We start from the raw sequence: 16,315 nt of genomic DNA on the forward strand, positions 1-16,315 counted from the left end.
AGGCCGTGGCCGTTTCTTCTCATCTCACCACAGGCTGGAAAGCCTGTGCTACGGGGACACAGGCTGGAAAGCCTGTGCCACCGCTCAATGCGTCAGGGCGTACGCCAGGAGGTTCACGTTGACCTTTCGGGCGACGTAGATCTCGTTGCCGCCGCAACAGCAGCAGCCCGGTCCGGCCGCCGAGGTGTCGTTGAGCCCGTCCTTGGAGTAGACCATGACGATCTTCTTGTCGATCTCCAGGGCCTCGATATACGTCCCGGCGGAACGCTTGTTGTCCAGGGCGTCAATGTCGTAGACGGTGTGAAAGATCGGGTGCGACAGATCGATCTTCTGCAATTTCAACTCAGGAAAGATGATGTGCATCTCGGCGCGGAAGCTGGCGTCCCACGTCGGCGAGCTGCAGCCGGCCGAGGCGACGAGGAACCCGCCGCGTTTGAGATAGCTGCGCAGGTTCGTTCGCTGGGCGTCGGTAAGGATGAAGTTGCCCTCGCCGGTCATCACGGCGAAGGGGTACCCGAACAGCTCGTTGTCGTCGAGCTTCACCGGGCAGAACCTCCGGTTGGTGCAGATGGTGGTGTCCTTCTGCGCCTGGGCGAGGAACTCGTCGCTGAAACACACCGAGCTCTTGTTCTGCCCATAGATAAGGTTGGCGCACTGCGTGATGCCCTGGCGACTGTCCGCGCTGGCGGGCGATTCAGCGCCCGATCGCTGTGAATGCACGCGCGCCGCGCACAGCGCCATCGCCGCCCCCGCCGCCACCACTGCCACCAGCGTCTTGTGATGAATCATGACCGGCTCCTTACTTGCTCTCGTCCGCCAGGCGGCGGAAGTAGCGTTCAGCCAGCGAACGAAATCGCGTCGGAACGCCGGGCATGGCCGCGGCGTTGGCGTCCTGGTCGGTACGGGCGTCGGGGGCCAGCGTCTCGGCGCCGCCGGAGGGCTGTTCGGCGACCGGCGGTCCGGTCTTTGCCTGCCCCAGTCCGCGGCGTCCGGCGGAGAGGTTGCCCTTGCCCATGTGCGGGCCCATCAGCGTGACGGTCGTCATCGAGCCCTGGTACCCCATGCCGTTGCCGCCCTGGCTCATGCCGGGTATGGAACGTCCCTGCGAAAGCTGCTGCAGCGCCTGCGAGAGTTTCTGCCGCGTCAAGCCCAGCGAGCCGTCGAGATCGTCCGAAGCGTCGCCGGTGGGATTGTCACAGCATTCCTTGATGAGCGATTCGAGCTTGATCGCCGCCTGATCGGCCTCGCGGTAGGCATAGCGGCCCTGGGCGGCCTGGGCGAGCTGCGCGGCGTCGGCCTGATTCTGGGCCACATCCAGCCCTTCGATCTCCTGGACCAGCTTGAGGACGCTGGCCGACATTTTCGGCAGCGACAAGCGGGACATCGTGCCTTTGGCCTTGAGCTGCTCCATCGCCTGGAGCATCTGCCGGCGGAGCTCTGTCTGCTCGGCGGCCATCCGCCGCGCGCGGATCTCCTCGGTCGGGTCGAGCTGCTCCTTGTTGCTGAACTGGGCCAGGCGGTCAGCCAGATCTCGCTGCTGTCGGGCCACCGACGAGATCTGCTCGACCAGGCCGGCCATCTCGTCGGCTTGACGCATCAGGTCCAGTTGCTTTGCCGTCAGGGCCACCTGCGGCGCCTCGGGGCGTTTGAGAGCGGCCAGCGCGTTTTTCATGAACTCGCCGGCGCCGGCCTGATCTTTGGGCGGAAGCGCCGCCACGCCCCGCGCCGCGGCGCCTTGACGGGCGAAGTCCTCTTTGGCCTTAGCCAAGGCCGCCTTGATCTGGTCTTCAAAATCGTAGACCGACTGGCGGTCGATGCGCTGCTGCATGCGGCGGACGAGTTCTTCGTTCGCCGCGGCGTAATCTTTCAGCTCTTCGTTGAGGCGGCGGAGTTTCTCCAGATCTTCGGGGGTACACTTGCCCGCCTGGGCGATCTTGTCCTGCAGGGCCTGGATGTCGCGGGCGAGCTGGTCGCGCTGGGCCTCGATGCCTTCCATCTGTTTGAGGAACTCGTCGATCTCGCCCTGGAGTTTTTCCATCTGCAGGGCACGGCGGGCATGCTGGAGATATTCCTCGCGCGTGATGACGCGGATGACCTGCACGGGCGTCTCGGAGAATTGCGCGGGAGAAGGATGCGTGTCGTACGCCGTCGCGAAATACGTGATCACGTCGCCGCCGCGGGCGCCCAGGGCGCCCAGGTCGAAGACCGCTTCGGCGGTGGCTTCATCCGGTCGAGAGGCCTTCAGGCCCAGGTCGACGGCGCTGGGCCCCCAGCCGTTGATGCTGCGGGCCAAGCGGATGCGGGCGACGCCGACGTCGTCGCGTGCGACGATCGCCACGGGAACCTTCCAGTGCTCCGGCGCCAGGACCATCCCGCCGGGGCTGGCGAACGACACCTGCGGCGGGGCGTCGGCGATGCAGGCGATGGTTCCCTCCACGGTCTCGTTGCCCTCGACGCCCTCGGCGCTGGTGATCGCCAGGCGGTAGCGGGCCGAGGCGGCAAACTCCAGGTCGCCGCGCACGATCGCGCGGTTGGCGGTGGGCTTGAGAACGATCTCGTACGCCGAGCCCTTGCCCGGCGGCGTGATCGTCAGCAGCCCCTGGCGCAAGGGAAGGTTCGACTCGACGGTGATCGTCGCGCGCGTGCCCTTGATGGCCCGCCACTGGGTGTTCTCGCCCTGGACGGCACTGGCGGGCGCCCAGTGCGTATAGGCGGGGAAAGCATAGTCGACCACTACTCGCTTGAAGCCCGGCACGGCGTGAACGACCATCCGGTACCGGCGACTGCGGCCGGCCGGCGTGCTGACGTAGAAGTCGGCGCTTTCCTCGGCGCGTTCGATGTTCAGGACGAACTGCCCGTCCGCGACACGAAGCATGGGGATGTTCTGTCGGCGGCCGCTGCGGGGGTCGACGAAGACGACGCCGGCCTGCTGGGGCAGCGCCACCGGGCTGCTCAACGCGGCGCGGATGACAGCGGAGTGGCCCAGGTAGATCTTCGCCGGCTCGGCCGTCACGTCGAACGCCACCAGCGTGAAGGGCGGATGGTCGCCCAGCGGATCGGCATAGCGGATCACCGCGGCGCGAAACGCGCCGGGCACGATCGTCGCCGCGGCCGCAATCGCCAGCAGCGCCGCCGCGGCGATCGCCAGGGCCTTGCGCAAGCGGCGGATGTCGATCACCCGTCTCGGCGCGACGGTAGCGGCCGTCGCCTCGCCGCGTGCGATGCCCGCCTGCCGCAGCGACTGGCTGGTGGCGCGGCCGCCCTGTTCGGCCAGGTCGACGGCGTTGATCAGGGCGTTGTCCTTGATGCCCAGCACGCGCTCGATCAGGCGGGCCAGCCTCCGCGGCTGGTGACGGTTGCGATAGGCCACCCACGCCAGGTACACCCCCGCGCCCAGGACCAGCCCTGCCGCAGCCGCGTCGACCACGATCAAGGCCCAGGCGTCCAGCGCCATCGCAACGTCCAGGCCTACCGCCACCAGCAGGCAGGCGCCGATGAGAGCGATCGTTCGCGCGAAGGCGCCCAGCACTTCGGCTGCCAGCGTGGCGCGCCCGGCGCGGCGAATGGTTGTCTGGAGCACGTTGGCGTTCATAGCAGCCCCGCTCGCTTTCTGGCCAGCCATTCCGCCCCCGCCCAGAGCAGCAGCAGCACCAGGACCAGGGCCTTGTCCCAGATGTACCCCGCGCGCTGCGGGATCTGGCGCTGGGCGCTGAGCCGGATCATCTGCGGCACCAGTTCGTCGCCCTGGGAAGGAGTGAAGAACGCCCCGCCGGACTGCTCCGAGAGCGTGCGCAGGGCCTCGGGGTCCGCCGAGCTGCGAAGGCGTTCGAGATTGACGTCGTAGACGCCGAACTTGCGTTCGATGCGGGGAGGCTGGATCTGAGGGCAGTCCATCACGATGCGATGGATTCCGGCGGCGGCGGGCGTGAGCGTGGTCTGCAGGCGGGTCTCCAGCCCGCCGGCCTGTCGCAGCGCCAGGGCCTGCTCGACGCCGTCGGGGGCGATCCACGTCACGGTCGGGCGGAACCCGCCCTGCGGCGCCTGCTTGCATGAAACGTCCACGACCATCGGGTCGCCCAGGCGCAGGCTCGAGCGGGCGAACTTCAACGCCGCGTCCTGACCAGGCAGAAAGTCGCTGTCCAGCGCCAACCAGCGGATCATGTTCGACCAGAAAATGTCATACAGGCCGTCGTATCGCGACAGCTCCGGCGGCAGGATGCCCCACCGCCACAACCCCTCGCCCAGCACCGCCGCGACGCGCCCGCGCCCGTAGTGCATGTACACCAGCGCGGGCATGCCCTGCGCGGCGGCGGTCTGGCGAGCCTGCCCCGGCAGCAGCGCCCGCGCCAGCACGACGGTCGAGGCTTTCTCGCGGGCGATGGCGGGCATGACCGAAAAGCCCGGCAGCTCCAGCACCGTCTGGGCAACGTTCGCCGTGGCAGACTCGAAGGCAAAGCACGGGGCCGCCTGACCGGCCGGCGTCAACTGCAAGGGCAAGTCGTGCAGCATCCCACTGCCCCAGACGACCGGTTCCAGCACCGCCAGGTCGCGACCCATCTGCCGACCGGCCGCGGTGTCGGTTTCATACGCGCGGCTGCGGGCGAAGATGATCTGCCCGCCGTGGTCGGCGACGAACCGGCCGAGCATGGCCGCGGCGTTGCGGTCGAGGATATTCTCCAGCCCTCGCCCCAGAACGATTACGTCGTAAGCGGCGAACTCCTCAACGGTGGCGGGCAACTTGACCGACGCGGCGCCGGCGCGGCTGACGATGGACTGCTTCTTCTGCCCGGTAAGCTGGATGATCTGCGTCAGGGCCACGCGGGCGTCCTTGCGCAGCGACTGGCCGATGAACTTGGTGTCCCACGAGGGTTCGCCCTCGATCAGCAGCACCTTGATCTGCTGGCGGGTCACTTCGAGAAAGAGGGTCTGGGCGTTGTTGCCGGTCTCGGTTTCGCCCGCCACCGGGTCCACGCGCAGGGTGTACTCGTACAGACCGCCCTGCTCCTGGCGAACGCCCAGGCGAAGCGTCTGGCGGTCTTTGCCGTCGAAGACAATCTCGCGATCCACGCTCTCCTTGCCGCACTGCATGTGCAGTTTTGTGCGGGTGTTTTCGAGCCCCGACTGGTGTACGGTGGCTTCGATATACGCCGTCTCGCCGGCCAGCAGGAACTGCTGCTGGGCGTGCGCCTGCAGCAGCAGGTCGCACGCAGCGGTGGCGCCGCCGAGGCAGACGCTATGGACAGGCACGCCGCGCGCTTTGGCCAGCAGCGCCACCGGCTGCATCGGCGCCCGATCGCTGTCGTGACCGTCGCTGAGGACCAGCACCGCCGACTGCCCGCCGTCGGCGTTGACGGCCCCGACGGCCGAGGCGACGCAGTCGGCGATTCGCGAGCTGCGCCCCATCGCCAGGCCCTCGCCGTCGCCGCCGGGCGCAGCGGCCAGCGGATGCAGCGATTCATCGAACCCCATCAGCGTGACGTTGTAGTGTTCGCCCAGTTCGGCCAGGCGCCGCGGGCTCAGCCAGTTCCGGGCGAGATACTTCATGCGGCTGACGCCGCCGGGGCAGTCGCCGGTGAGCATCGACTGCGACGTGTCCACCAGGACGTGCAGTTGGCCCTTGACCTGGCGAGGCGAGCTGGCGGCCGATCCGCTGGGGCCCATCAACAGGGCCGCCAGGGCGGCGATGACGATCAGCCGCATCGCCAGCAGGGCCGCGCTGACCTTGGGGCGGGCGGACATCGACCGCGCGTACGCCACGATCGCCAGCGCCGCCAGCACCGTCGCGGCGCCGAAGATGTGCATCGGCGATATGACCGGCTGCCACACCACGGCCGCGGGCAGGAATGTTATTGTTTCCACAAGCATAGCAGGGCGAGCTCCAAAGCCACGCTGAACATGCCGGCCAGCACGAACCAGTACCAAAGCGGGCGGCCTCGCACGCGAAAGGCCGGACCCTCGTCATCGGCAGATCGCACGGTGACGGCGACCCCCGCGCCGGCAAGGTGTTCGGCAAGGCTGCGCGGGTCGCTGCGGCGCAGGTCGCCTTCGCGGGCGTCGAGGTTGACCGCCGCCACTGCCGCCGGGGCGTCGTTTCGGCGGATGTCGTAGAATCCCGGCAGGTCGGCGCGGTCAAGGCGCACGAGCAGCCGGTCGGCCTGTTCGAGGGCCTCGGCGGCGCAGGGGCGTCCATCGGGTCCGATGACAGCGATGCGATTTCCCGCGCCGGCGTTGCCGGCGGCGATCGGGCACGTCAGCGCCTCGCCGGCGAGGGTCTGCGAGGCGCGGCTGTGGCGCGGGCGAAGGTGCGTGAAGAGGCTCTGCATCAGGGCGACGAACCCGCCGTACTTGCCCAGGTCGCTGCAGGTCAGGGACGGGTTGAAATTGCACACCGCCAGCGTGCCGGACCCGACGGTCGCCGTCGACAGCGCCGGCGTGCCGTCGCTGTACTGCAGCAGCGTCTGCGCGCCGGGGCGGTGCAGCCCCGCGGCGATGAAGCGGCTGAACCGAACCTGCTTGAGAGCAGCCTGGCTTTGGGCGTCGAAGTCGCTCAGCAGGGGCGAGTCCCACTGCCCGCGCGTGATCTGCAGGAACGACCCGGCCGAACCCTGCCAGGGGTGCGGCTTGGGCGTCCAGGGCAGAACCTCCACACCGATCGCCGCTCCGGCCAAAGCCGTGAGGTTCTCTACCGCCGGGCCTTCGCCGCAGAACATCGCCACGCCCCCGCCCTGGTTGGCGTAGATGTACAGGGCATTCAAGGCCGCCGGCGGCAAGGCGCCGACCTGCGCGACGAAGACGGCCTGCGTCTCGGCGATGCGGGCATAGGTCAGGTCCGCGCTGGTCAGGTGCCGCACCTCCAGGTCGTCACCCTCGTCGCCGCGAGGCGCCAGGGCGCGAATAATGAAGTACGTGCTCGAACCGGGCTGGTCCGGGTTATCGTCGCCCACGACCACCACCGGGACGCGCCGCACCACGTTGACCGTCAGGCAGGCCGCGTTGTCGGCCGCCAGGGTGTCCGGCGCCGTGGAGAAGACCACGCGATGGGCGCCGACGGCCGCCGCCTTCGTGCGCAAGGTCACTTCGCTGCCGCCCCAGGCGCCCAGGGCCGCCGAGACGGCGCCGATCTTGTGCCCGTCGAGGGTGACCTCGACGGCGACGGTCCGCGGCTGCGGGGAGTCGTTGGCCGCGTGGACGATCAGGTCCAGGGGCTGGTTGGCGATGGGCTGGGCGGGCAGGCATCGCGGCTGTGAGAGGCAGACGTTGGCGTTGCCCTCGGCGCCGACGGGCAGGATGGTCACGATCGTTCCGGCGGGCAAAGCGGTGGCGCCTCGGAAGCTGACGTCGGACCAGTTGCTGCGCTGCAGGTCGGAGATGACCACCAGGCGGCGCTGCCCCTGGTGCTCGCCCAGCAGCTTGGCCGCCAGGGTGACCGCTCGCGGAAAGTCCGCGCGGTGGCTGGTGGGCTTGATGCGCTGGAGCTCCTGGCGGATGGCGTCGAGATTATTGCTCAGTTGCGGAAACGCCGACTGCGGCTGCGCGCTGGCGTAGACGACGCCCACGCGGTCAAGCCCGTTGGTCAGAGAGTCCAGCGCCCGTTCGGCCAGGGCCTGCATCGCCTGGGTGAGTCCCACCCCGCCGGTGTGCTGGGCCATCGAGGCGCTGGTGTCCAGCAGCAGCACGACGGCGGCGCCGCTGTCGGGCGAGGCGGCGGCGGTGTCGTCCGTCCAGACCGGCTGGCAGAACGCCAGGACCACCATCAGCACCGTCAGGCAGCGCAGCACCAGGACGATCCAGCGGCGGATGCGGTACAGCCACGACGTGCGGGCGGTGGAGTGCTCCAGCAGCCGCACCGTGGGGAAGACCAGCACGCGGCGGGTGCGGCGGCTGATCAGATGCGCCGCGATCGGCAGCGCCAGCAGCGCCGCCGCGCCCAGCATTGCCGGGGCCACCAGCGAAATGACGGCCAATCCTGTCATACGCACATATCCTCGCCAACGTCAGGCCATGCTGGCGCGCTGGAAGAGGTACTGCTCCAGCGCGTCGCAATAGTTCACAGCCGTGGAGACCATCTTGTAGTCGATGCCCCGTCGCTTGCTGGTGGCCGACCACGTTTCCAGGAACTCGTCGATCCGCCGCCGGTAGGCTTCCCGCAGGTCGCCGACGTTGACGGGCAGGCGTCGCGCCGATTCGCTGTCGACGAACAGCGCCTCGTTCAGATCCGGCAGCGTCAGTTCGTCGGTGTGCAGCACGTGAAAGAGGATGACCTCGCTGCCGCGATGCGAAAAGATGTTCAGGGCGTCGAGGATGGCCTCGTTGTCGTCCAGCAGGTCGCTGAAGAGAATCAGCAGCCCGCGGCGGGAAATCAGCGTGGCGGTCTTCTTGAGCGCCTCGGCCAGGCGGGCCTGCCCGGCGGGGCGCTGCTCTTCCATCACGCGCAGGATGTTGCAGAAGTGCCCGAACGATCCGTACGGCGGCAGGAAGCCCTTGAGCCCTTCCTGCGCGACGCCGAAGGAGACTTTGTCGGTCTGCTTGGTGGTCAGGAACGCGATTGCCGCGGCCATCTGGCAGGCATGGTCGTACTTGCTGACCCCGCCGTTTAGACCGCTGTACGCCATCGACGCCGACGCGTCGACGAGCAGGTTGACGGTCATGTCCGACTGATGCTCGAAGAGCTTGATGAACAGCTTGTCGCTGCGGGCATAGATCTTCCAGTCGACGTCGCCGATCTCGTCGCCGGGCATGTACTGGCGATAGTCGTTGAACTCGACGCTGTGCCCGCGCGCCGACGAGGCGTGGCGGCCGGCGTATTGCCCTTCGACCGCGCGGCGGCTGGAGAAAAACAGGTTCCTCAGCCAGTACAGGTCGCCCATGCGAAGGTACTTGCTGTTGATGCTGCCGCCCCGCTGCCCCGTGTCGGGCGCGGGGGCGGTTTCGTTGCCGGGCTGGCGACTAGGAGGCATAGTCCGGTTCCCCGACGCCGGCGATGACCTTCTCCACGATCTGCATTGCCGTGACGCCCTCGCCCGTGGCGGCATAGTTGGGCAGCACGCGATGACGCAGGATGAACGGCGCCACCTGCTGGACGTGATTGACCGAGACCGTCGGTTCGCCGTCCAGCACGGCCAGCGCCTTGGCCGCGAGGATCATGTACTGGCTGGCGCGCGGCCCGGCGCCCCATTCGACGTAGCGCGTGACGTAGTCGCCGGCGATGCCGCTGGTGGGCCGGCTCGACCGCGCCAGCAGCACCGCGTAATTGACCACGTGGCGTGAGACGGGCATGCGGGTCGTGAGGTCCTGAAACGCCGCCATCTGCTCCCGCGTGAAGACCGGCTCGACGCGATGGTTCTGCGGTTCGGTCGTCTGCAGGACGATGCGCTCTTCTTCGTCCATCGTGGGGTAGTCGATCCACAGGCTGAACATGAACCGGTCGAGCTGCGCCTCGGGCAGCGGGTACGTGCCTTCCTGCTCGATGGGGTTCTGCGTGGCCACCACGATGAAGGGGCGTTCGAGGTGGTGCGTTTTGCCCATCGACGTGACGGTGTATTCCTGCATGGCCTCCAGCAGCGCCGACTGCGTTTTGGGCGGCGTGCGGTTGATCTCGTCGGCCAGAATGATGTTGGCGAAGACCGGCCCGCGCAGGAACTGCCAGTTTCTAGGCCCGCCGGCGTGCTCTTCCTGAAGCAGTTCCATTCCGGTGATGTCGGCGGGCATCATGTCCGGCGTGAACTGGATGCGCTTGAAGCTCCAGTCCAGCGCCTGGGCCAGGGTCTTGACCAGCAGCGTCTTGGCCAGGCCCGGAACACCCACGATCAGCGTGTGCCCCTGGCAGAAGATCGCCGCCAGCAACTGCCGGACGATCCGCTCCTGACCGATGATCACCTTGCCGATCTCGGACTTGAGCTTGGCGTAGCCTTCGGAGGCCGCTCGGAGCAGTGACAGGTCGTCGTCGTGGATCTGAGGCGGCAATTGCGACATAGACAATACCCCAAAAAGACCATCCTGCCGCACGTGAAGCGCGATGCCCCGGTGGCCGCAACCCCATGCGACTATGGCGAACGAGTCTACCCCCGGCCGATCGAGGGGTCAATGGCCTGTATTTTGATTTGCGATTTCGACCGACTATCTCTGATAGCCGTGTTCATCCATCGCCGGGGCGAGAAAATCGAACCAGTGGTTTTCGGTATCGCTCTTCCAGCGCCCGACGCTGTCCGGGCGGACGGGGATCTTCGCCAGCGGGATGCCCAGGAACGCTTCGAGGCGTTTGAGGGTGGCGTCCTGGTCGAGGATGAAGTCCTCGAAGCGGACCTTGATCCAGTGCCTGGGGCGCGGGGTGGCGCGGATGAGGTCGTTCTGGTACTTCCAACTTATCGCCCGCATGCGTCGCACGTCGTCGGTGGGCGGGTATTGAATATTGAACACTCGCAGGTCGTCGGTCACGTGGTGCGAGAGAATGCTGTCGCGCGGGTCGCGGATCCAGAAAATGTACTTCATGTCCGGAAACATCCGCCGGATCCACGGATACGCCAGCGTCGTCTCGGGAATCTTCCAGCCGCGGTTCTCCTGGCGGCTTTCCAGCACCGTCACCAGAAAGCTCTCGATCAGCCGCTTGAAGTCGCCGTCGATGGGTCCCTCGTGCAGCGCCGACCAGTCCCACGTCAGGTCGCCGGTCCACTTGACGTACTTGCCCAGCACGCGGCAGGCGTCGTACATGTCGCCCGGCGGGATCAAGTCCCCCGAGCCATTAAGCTGCCCGCCCATGTACACGCCGCTGGCCGAAAGCGTATGCGACATCGCCCGAGTCCCCCCATGCCCGCGCCCGATCACGGTAACCATCATGATGAAGCGTCCTTCTTCAAAAACATTTCACCGCAGAGTTCGCAGAGACCGCGGAGAGGAAGGAGTGAAAGACGGAACAATGGAATAAGGCTCTTAGTCCCAGTCCATTCCTATTCACTCTCGTTCTCTGCGTCCTCTGCGACCTCCGCGGTGAATCTTCCGCTGTTACGCCTTCGGCGCGCGGGCCTGGAGCTTCTGAGCGGTGCCCACGTCGCCGATGTGCAGCGAATCGTAGGCCTGCTGGCTGGTCTTGAACGGCGCGCCGCAACCGGACCAGTCGCCCTGGGTGTACATCGGGTTGGTGCGGCCGGTTTCTTTCTCGCGCTTGGCGATCCACGCCTGCATCCGCGCCTCCAGCAGCGCCACGACGGCCGGCTCTTTCTCGGCGATGTTGTTGTTCTCGTCCGGATCGTCGATCAGGTTGTACAGCTCGATCTCGGGCTTGAAGTGGAAGTCCGGCTCCAGGGCGTGGATGTACTTCCACTGCGGCGTGCGCCAGCCGTGCTTGCGCATCCAGGTGCATTCGGTGATGTAGAACTCAGTGGCCCCGACTCGCGTCTGGCCGTTCATCTCGCCGACGAGGCTCTGGCCGTCGAACTGGATCGAGTTCTTGACGCCCAGGATGTCCAGCACCGTCGGCATGACGTCCTGCAGCAGGCAATTGGTGCCGATGCGCTTGCCGGCAGGCACGCGCCCGGGCATGCGAAACACCAGCGGCACCACCAGCGTCGGATCGTAGATGCCGTGATGATCGAAGTAGCAGTCGTGGTCGTAGAGCGTCTCGCCGTGGTCGGAGTCGATGACCACCAGCGTGTTCTCGTCCAGGCCCAGGGCGGTGATCTCAGCGAAGATGCGCTGGATGCAGGCGTCCATGTAGGCCACCGCGCCGTCATACTGGGCGAGCACGTAGTCCTTGTCGGTCAGGCCCGGAGGCATCCAACTGGCCAGGTAGTCGCAGAAGGGCTTGAACGTGAAGACCGGGTCCATGGACTTGTTGGCCGGGTCGCACATGTCGGCGTTGTTATAGAACATCCGGTCGAACGGGGCCGGGGGCAGGTACGGCGAGTGCGGGTCCATGTGCCGCACCAGCATGTAGAAGGGCTTGTCTTCTTTGGCCAGGCGCCGCAGTTCCGGCAGGCACGCGTCGTTGGCGTTTTCGGCCTTGTGGCTGCGCCCGTCGCCGCGGTTGGGGTCCGGGCCCCAGCCGGAGAAGTCGATGTAGTTCTGGAACCCGCGGGCGGCCGTGTTGCGGAAGCCCACCGAGGTGGTGTTGTAGCCTTCGTTGTTGAGCACTTCGGCCAGCGTCGGCACGCCCTCGGCGATATCGCCCTTGTGCCGCAGGGCCACGATGTTGTTCCCGAAGCAGTCGCGCCCGGTGAACATGCTGCCGTAGCCCGAGGTCGTCGGCACGTGCGGCGAGAAGCAGTTCTCGAACACCGTGCCACCCTCGGCAAAGCGGCTCATGTGCGGCGTCGTCTGATGCTTGTAGCCGTACAAGCTCATATGATCGCGCCGGAGCGAGTCGATTCCGATAAAGATCAGGTTGGGTTTTTTCTGTGCCATAGTTTCACCGCAGAGATCGCAGAGACCGCAGAGTTTTTGTTTTAGTTCTTAGTGGAACGCCTGTCCACTATTGCCACACGGCAGTTATTCCTTCAGATTGTTTACAACTCTTGTCACTCCGTCCTGGAGCATCGCAACATTAAAGTTAATCAACAAGCCGGCACGGCACCGGGACAGCTTCAGATACGACAGAAGTTGGGCTTTATGAATAGGCGCGATGCCGTCGATCGCCTTTAGCTCAACTACCACCACACCCTCCACCAGCAAATCAATTCGATACCCACAGTCAACCTTCACGCTCTTATAGACAACAGGCAATTCCTGCTGCCGCTCAATTTTCAGCCCTCGCTGGATCAGCTCATATGCCAGACACGCTTCATAAGCCGATTCCAGCAGGCCCGGACCTAAAGCACGATGCACATCGATCGCAGCACCGATAATCTGCTTCGTTATCTGATTCAGATATCCCGCCGTAATTTCTCTCTCAACTCCCATGCTTTCTCTGCGGTCTCTGCGATCTCCGCGGTGAAATCTTACCGGGCGCCGCAAGCCTGAAGACAGGCTTGCATGTGGCCGCGGGACTCGGCGGCGATGATGCAGCAGTTGGGCAGTTGGTAGTCCTTGGCGCCGATGATCTCCAGGTCCAGCGCACCGGTGTAGCCGTTCTCGTGCAGCACGCGGATGTAGCCCAGCAGGTCGATGTCGCCGCGGCCGTTGGCCTGGTCCTCGGGCTTGCCCGGGCTGCCCTGGCGGCCTTTGCAGTCGCGAATGTGAACGTGTTTGATGCGCGACACGACAGCCGCCACGGCCTCGACGGGATTCTCGCCCGCGCGGTGAATGTGGCTGGGGTCCATGTCCAGACCGAACGCCGGCGAAGTGATCGCCTGCAACAGCCGCAGCGACGTGGGCGTGTTGTAGACCGACCCGCCGACGTGCGCCTTGACGCACAGCGTCACCCCGTAGTGCTCCGCTCGGCGGGCCAGGTTGCCCAACGACTCGAGCACCTGCTGGAAGGCCGCTTCATCATCGCTCTTGCCGCCGGGACCGCAGTTGATGATCGGAATGCCCGCCTCGACGGCGGCTTGCATGGCCGCTTCCATGGCGGCGGGGTCCTGGCTGGGCTGCTCCATCCCCAGCAGTTCCAACTCATACTGCTTGGCCAGGTTCTTGATCTGCACCGCACACTCGCGCCAGCGGTCGAGCACCAGGTGCTCGCTCATGCCGCCGATGGCCGAAATCTCGATGCCGTCGTACCCGGCGGCCTTGGTGTACTTGAAGGCGGTTTCCATGTCATAGCCGCCGAACAGAACCGAATTCACGCCCAGTTTCATGTCAGTTTCTCCTGCCGTTTTTCGTGAGGGAACGAGAGGGAATGGTTATCAGCGCGGCGCGGCAAAGTCAAGAAATTCAGCCCTCGCTATCGCTGCCACATTTCTGTTTTTGGCCCGTCGCGATCATCTTGACATGCAGCTACGCGCAACGAACGACGGCCAAGCCGTACACGGGGCCGACATATCCTTTGGGTTCGTCATTGGCGTGAAACGACACGCGCACCTGCGTCTTGCCGGCCGTCAACTCCGGCGGGATCGCGAACTCATGTTCCTGGAACACGCACGGCGGCGTGCGGCCGATGCCGACCGACCCAACCGCCGTGCCGTCGACGCGCACCTCGAAGCCGCGCCCCTGGCCTTGGAAGCAGTACGCCAGCACGGCCATCGGCGCCTCGGGCGAGACCTTCATCGTGTACGCGAACGCTCCGCCCTCGCCACCGATGCCCGTGCGGTTGGCCCAGCCGGCGTGCCAGGCCAGATCGCTCTTGCCCTCGTAGTGGTGGGCGGTCTCGGAGGCCTCGTCGCCGATGACGACGCGGTCGACGCCGCGCGTGCGATACCGCTGCCACGCCTGCTCGTGCCGCGCCCGCAGATCGGCCAGCCGCCGCGACCCCTCCGCCAGCATCGGCCAGTAGACTCCGTATGGTTCGTCCAGCACGCGGTTGATCGGCGTAAACATCAGATCCTGGTTGATCCCGCTGGTGCGGAGATTGAGCGACGTCTCCCCTGCCGGACGCAACCAGTTCTCGATGCTCGCCGCGTCGGCGGTCAGATACCAGTCCTCGACCGCCCCGCCACCCGTCGGCGCCGGCGGGCAGTCGTCGTCGGCCGCCGGGTGTACGAAGCGGTCCTGGCGCACGACGCCGGCCAGCACCACCGGTCCGCACAGGACCGCCCGCACCAGGTCGTCGCCGATAAGCGGTTCCGTCGAGAGGCTCATTGACGCCTCAAGCTCGACAACGTCGCCGTCAGCCCAGGTTCTTTCCAGCGTGAACGCGCCCGATCCTGATTCCGGGTGCCGTGGTTTCTCAGCCGCCATGTCCCTGATGCTTCCATTGAGCCTTACCTGCGCCCCGCGTGCCCAGTGCGGCAGGCGAAGTTGCAGGGTGAACTTCTGCGGCGAGGGGCATCGCACAGTCAGGCGCGTTCGGGCGGCGTCGGGCATGGGCGTGTGCTGCTCGATCGTCACGTCGCGATGCTTCCACTCCAGCCGCGCCGGGATGAACTGCTCGACGGCCAGGGTCTGGTTTGAATTATCGTGCCAGAAGATATCCTGCCCCAGCGATCCGGCGGTTTCCATGCCCGTGCCGCAGCAGCACCAGAACGAATCGTACGGCGTGGAGTGGTTCTTTCGCACGCCGGCGCTCATGGCCAGCATGTTGCCGCGAATCATTCCGTCGCGCGGATCGAGGGTTCCCAGAACCGTGTTGACCATCGCCCGCTCGATGTAGTCGCTGTAGCAACGCTCGCCCGTGACCGACAGCAGATAGCTCGCCAGCTTGATCAGGTTATGCACGCAGCAGAACTCGTGATTGACCGGCGAGAGCGACAGCGGCATCATCGCCGGATCGTGCCAGAGCTCGCTGTGGTCGCTGCCGCCGGTGCAGTACATCCGGCGGCTGGTGAAGAGCTGCCAGAAGTTCTGCGCCACGTCGAGCCATCGCTTTTCGCCCGTGAGCAGATACGCCCGGGCCGCCCCGACGACCTTGGGGATCGTCGTGTTGGCGTGGCGGTGGGAGAGGTTGTCCTCGCCGCGCGAGATCGGGTCGAAGAAGTCGCGCTCGTCAAACTTCATCGCCAGCTCGAGGTGCTCGGCCTTGCCGGTCAAGGCGTAGATATCGCAACAGCATTCGAGCATGCCGCCATACTCGATGGGCAGCACGATGTTGCGCCAGTGCTCGTCGCCGACGCGGCGGATGCGACCCAGGATGTAGTCGGCCAGGCGCGTCAGCACTGTCAGGGCCTGGGCGTTGCCGCGCAGGGTGTGCTGGTCGTAGAGGCCCGCCATCGTCTTGTGCATGACGTAGTACGGCACGCGGACGAACATGCCTCGCTCAGCCGCATCGAGCCGCGTCTCGGGAAAGCCCGCCACAAACCCGCCGCCCAAGGCCTGCTGGCACCGGTCCAGTTCGCCAACCATCCACGCGGCGCGCTCGTCGAGGTCGGCGTCGCCCGTGGCCGCGGCCATGAACGCCGACGCCGAGAGAAAGTGCCCGACGAAGTCGCCACGATAGCCGTACAGGTCGGGCTTTTCCGGACCGCCCAGGGGCTCGATGGGATTCTCGTCGATGTTCGAGATCAGGTAGAACTGCCGCATGAGCCGCCGCGGCAGATCCTCCAACCGCATGTATCGATGCATCGCCTCCTGCGCGTCGGCCCAGCGAGAAGGCAGCAGCCGCACGTCGGCGAGGGAGAACCGTTCCAGTTGCAGCGCAGGCTTTTCGTGTGTACTCATAGGCCGGAGATATTCCCCCGATCACCGCCGCTAGTCAAGACCGCGCCAGTAGCATGGGCGTCCCGCCCATGCTCCCCGGGTGCCATGGCGGCCGTTGTTCCAGCCGCCATGTCCCTGATCGTGGCGAAGACCA

The 16,315-nt window shown here is 66.2% G+C and carries 11 protein-coding genes; all 11 read right to left on the reverse strand.

Translation table 11 applies throughout. From position 1 onward, the window contains the following. Positions 1–84: 84 nt before the first annotated feature. The 11 genes from ABFD92_07170 to ABFD92_07220 all read right to left on the reverse strand — a co-directional run bounded on the left by ABFD92_07170 (position 85) and on the right by ABFD92_07220 (position 16,182). Positions 85–789, reverse strand: a complete 705-nt coding sequence (locus ABFD92_07170; protein ID MEN6504302.1) for a DUF4159 domain-containing protein — start codon at positions 787–789, stop codon at positions 85–87. A gap of 10 nt (positions 790–799) precedes the next feature. Beyond that, complete coding sequence (locus ABFD92_07175; GenBank protein MEN6504303.1) at positions 800–3,592, reverse strand: hypothetical protein; 2,793 nt, start codon at positions 3,590–3,592, stop codon at positions 800–802. Next, positions 3,589–5,865 carry a hypothetical protein gene (locus ABFD92_07180; protein MEN6504304.1) on the reverse strand — a complete coding sequence of 759 codons (2,277 nt, stop codon included), beginning with the start codon at positions 5,863–5,865 and terminating at the stop codon, positions 3,589–3,591. The genes ABFD92_07175 and ABFD92_07180 overlap by 4 nt, the downstream gene beginning before the upstream one ends. Continuing rightward, positions 5,847–7,973 (reverse strand): BatA and WFA domain-containing protein, encoded by a 2,127-nt coding sequence (locus ABFD92_07185; GenBank protein ID MEN6504305.1) that lies wholly within the window; start codon positions 7,971–7,973, stop codon positions 5,847–5,849. Before ABFD92_07185 ends, ABFD92_07180 begins: the two co-directional genes overlap by 19 nt. 21 nt (positions 7,974–7,994) lie before the next feature. Next, the gene (locus ABFD92_07190) at positions 7,995–8,957 is read right to left on the reverse strand and encodes a DUF58 domain-containing protein (GenBank protein MEN6504306.1); all 963 of its coding nucleotides are present in this window, start codon (positions 8,955–8,957) and stop codon (positions 7,995–7,997) included. Then, on the reverse strand, positions 8,947–9,972 hold the full coding sequence (locus ABFD92_07195; protein ID MEN6504307.1) for a MoxR family ATPase: 1,026 nt from the start codon (positions 9,970–9,972) through the stop codon (positions 8,947–8,949). The genes ABFD92_07190 and ABFD92_07195 overlap by 11 nt, the downstream gene beginning before the upstream one ends. Before the next feature lie 144 nt (positions 9,973–10,116). After that, the gene (locus tag ABFD92_07200; GenBank protein MEN6504308.1) at positions 10,117–10,833 is read right to left on the reverse strand and encodes a sulfotransferase; all 717 of its coding nucleotides are present in this window, start codon (positions 10,831–10,833) and stop codon (positions 10,117–10,119) included. A 165-nt stretch (positions 10,834–10,998) separates the two neighbouring features. Further along, positions 10,999–12,396, reverse strand: coding sequence for a sulfatase (locus tag ABFD92_07205; protein MEN6504309.1), 1,398 nt, complete (start codon positions 12,394–12,396; stop codon positions 10,999–11,001). A gap of 84 nt (positions 12,397–12,480) precedes the next feature. Next, on the reverse strand, positions 12,481–12,891 hold the full coding sequence (locus ABFD92_07210; protein ID MEN6504310.1) for a GxxExxY protein: 411 nt from the start codon (positions 12,889–12,891) through the stop codon (positions 12,481–12,483). 38 nt (positions 12,892–12,929) lie between these two features. Beyond that, positions 12,930–13,727, reverse strand: coding sequence for a sugar phosphate isomerase/epimerase (locus ABFD92_07215; protein MEN6504311.1), 798 nt, complete (start codon positions 13,725–13,727; stop codon positions 12,930–12,932). Between the two features lie 139 nt (positions 13,728–13,866). Further along, on the reverse strand, positions 13,867–16,182 hold the full coding sequence (locus ABFD92_07220) for a beta-L-arabinofuranosidase domain-containing protein (protein MEN6504312.1): 2,316 nt from the start codon (positions 16,180–16,182) through the stop codon (positions 13,867–13,869). Positions 16,183–16,315: the final 133 nt, after the last annotated feature.

The organism is Planctomycetaceae bacterium, assembly GCA_039680605.1.
Lineage (GTDB): Bacteria > Planctomycetota > Phycisphaerae > SM23-33 > SM23-33 > JAJFUU01.